Below are 2,489 nucleotides of genomic sequence, written 5' to 3'. Positions count from 1 at the left end.
TTGTTAGAAGAATAGCAAAAATAAACGTTTTTTTATTGAAAAACTTTTTCAACTCTTTTTACGGTGGAAGTTAACTCTGCAAAGTGGAAGTTACTTTTTCAATTCACCATTGTTTATTTCTAATCATTATAGTATCAATTATTCATCCTCATTTGTATATTGTATCCTAAAATTATATAATGATACATGTTTTCCATATAATTTGTTACCGCCACCCAGGAGATGATTTGATTAATTACTTTATATCTATCTTGTCTATAAACTTATTCAATGTCTTTTCCCCAATACCTCCCACTTTTGTAAGTTCATTCACAGACTTAAATCCTCCATTTTGTTCTCTATATTCAATTATAACATCTGCTTTAGCATCTCCTATACCTGTAAGAGTATTTAACTCTTCTTTACTAGCAGTATTTATATTAATAATAGCGTCATCTTTCTTGGTATTAGAACTTGAACCTTGTGAATCATTAGTATCACTCTTAGTCAAAGTACTTGTGCTCTGCGTAGGTAGTGCTTTAGCTACTTCACCTTTTTTAGAAATTATAATACAATCTTCATCCTTTAATTTTAAAGATAAATTAGTGGCATCAAGATCAGCATCTTTAGTGCCACCCCCTGCTAGTTTTATAAGATCAGTTACTCTACTTCCATTTTCTATTTCATAAACACTGGGATTTTTTACAGCCCCTTTTATATCTACTTTAATACTACTATTTTCTGCCTTCGTACTGCCATCTGCTACTTTTAAACTACTTTCTGTTGTTTTAGTACTACTATCAGCTACCTTATTGCTGCTACTCGCTACTTTATTAGCACTATCCTCTGCTACACCCACATCTGCAACCTTAGTATTTGTAGTTTTATCAGTTTCTACAAATACGTCCTTATAATCTGTTGCTGTAACATTTTTTTTTGGACTTGATATTATGTAGCCAGTACCTATAAATATAATAGTTATAAATAAAATAACTATTGAACCTATTATTTTTTCTTTATTTTTCATGTTTCCTCCTTATATGCCTTTATAATTAAAAACATATTTAACTAATTTTCCCTCACATATAGAATTATTGACAACTTTGCGTAAATACTATCGCTAAGAAAGGATTTTTTTGATATACTGTAAATATTGAAAAACTGGGAGGGAACCTATGAAAAAGTTATTCACAGTATTAATTGCATCACTTTTATTACTTTTTAATTCAACTTCAGCAGCTTCAGCACTAGTAACCCCACCAGTCGTTTCTGCTGACAGTGTCGTTTTACTGGACGCAACTACGGGTAAACTTCTTTATCAAAAAAACAAAGATTCAGCTTACCCTCCAGCTTCAACGACTAAAATAATGACTATACTTTTAGTCTTAGAAAAAGGACATTTAAATGATATGGTTACAGTAAGTAAAAATGCCGCACTTGTTGATGGCTCTAAAATATACCTAATTGAAGGCGAAAAATTTTCTATAAAAGAATTACTATATGGATTAATATTAGTCTCTGCTAATGACTGCGCTGTAGCCTTAGCAGAACACACAAGTGGTTCCGTAGGGAATTTTGTAAAACTTATGAATGAAAAAGCAGATTCTCTGGGTTGTAAGAATACTAATTTTGTTAATCCTAATGGGCTATATAATGTTAAGCATAAAACTTCAGCCTACGATTTATCTCTGATTATGCAACAACTTACTAAGCATCCAGAGTATAGTAAGTTATCAACAACTTCTTCGCATAAAATACCAGCAACAAATAAATCCAAAGTTGTACGTCCTCTTTGGAATGAAGATAGGCTAATACAAAAAAACGATCAATACTATTATCCTGGTTGTGAAGGTGGTAAGACAGGCTATACTATTCAATCAAAGCACTCGTATATTGCTATAGCTAATCGAAATGGTCATAAACTTATAGTTGCTCTTGTTCATGACTCTAAGAAAACTTTTTTCCCTGACAGTAGAAAGCTATTGGATTACGGATATAATAATTTCAAGTTATCTAAGCAGTTTAGTAAAAGTGAAGTTGTCTCAAAATTGAAACTTAAAGATGGCACTATACTTCCACTTCTTGCTTCAAAAGATCTTTACGTTGTTAAACCTAAGAATTCAACTAAGGCTCCAGATATTAAAACTAAGCTGAACAAAACAAACCTATCCCCAATTAAAAAAGGTCAGTTAATAAGCAAAGCTGTAATTACTCTAGATGGCAATTCTTACAATCTAGATTTGTCTAGCGGAATAAATTATACTAAAAAAGACTTGACGCTTCCTAATATATTATCTAAATATACTCTTAAATCTGTACTACAATCAAATATAATAAAATATGTTGTAATTGCCTTAATAATATTATTTATTTTGATAAAATTTAAAAAAAGAAGAAAAGACCAATTGCAATAACAAGTTGAACCAATTTGTATTTATACTAAAATCGTTGAAATTACTTATGCTGCATAAATTATATCCAATTGAGATTCAAATAGTTCTTCAGGGGTA

Annotated in this window: 2 protein-coding genes; one reads left to right on the top strand and one right to left on the bottom strand. The window is 30.6% G+C overall.

Annotated elements, in window-relative coordinates; genetic code table 11:
• Positions 1–235 precede the first annotated feature (235 nt).
• On the bottom strand, positions 236–1,006 hold the full coding sequence (locus KPL38_RS18965; RefSeq protein ID WP_216290698.1) for a helix-hairpin-helix domain-containing protein: 771 nt from the start codon (positions 1,004–1,006) through the stop codon (positions 236–238).
• Positions 1,007–1,154: 148 nt separating this feature from the next.
• Between KPL38_RS18965 and KPL38_RS18960 the strand changes: the two genes are divergently transcribed.
• The gene (locus KPL38_RS18960) at positions 1,155–2,393 is read left to right on the top strand and encodes a D-alanyl-D-alanine carboxypeptidase family protein (protein ID WP_216290697.1); all 1,239 of its coding nucleotides are present in this window, start codon (positions 1,155–1,157) and stop codon (positions 2,391–2,393) included.
• The last annotated feature ends 96 nt before the right edge of the window (positions 2,394–2,489 follow it).

Source organism: Clostridium psychrophilum (assembly GCF_018861705.1).
Taxonomy (GTDB): domain Bacteria; phylum Bacillota; class Clostridia; order Clostridiales; family Clostridiaceae; genus Clostridium_AD; species Clostridium_AD psychrophilum.
The sequence above is the reverse complement of the archived record's forward strand: the minus strand, read 5'-3'. Positions and strand labels throughout refer to the sequence as shown.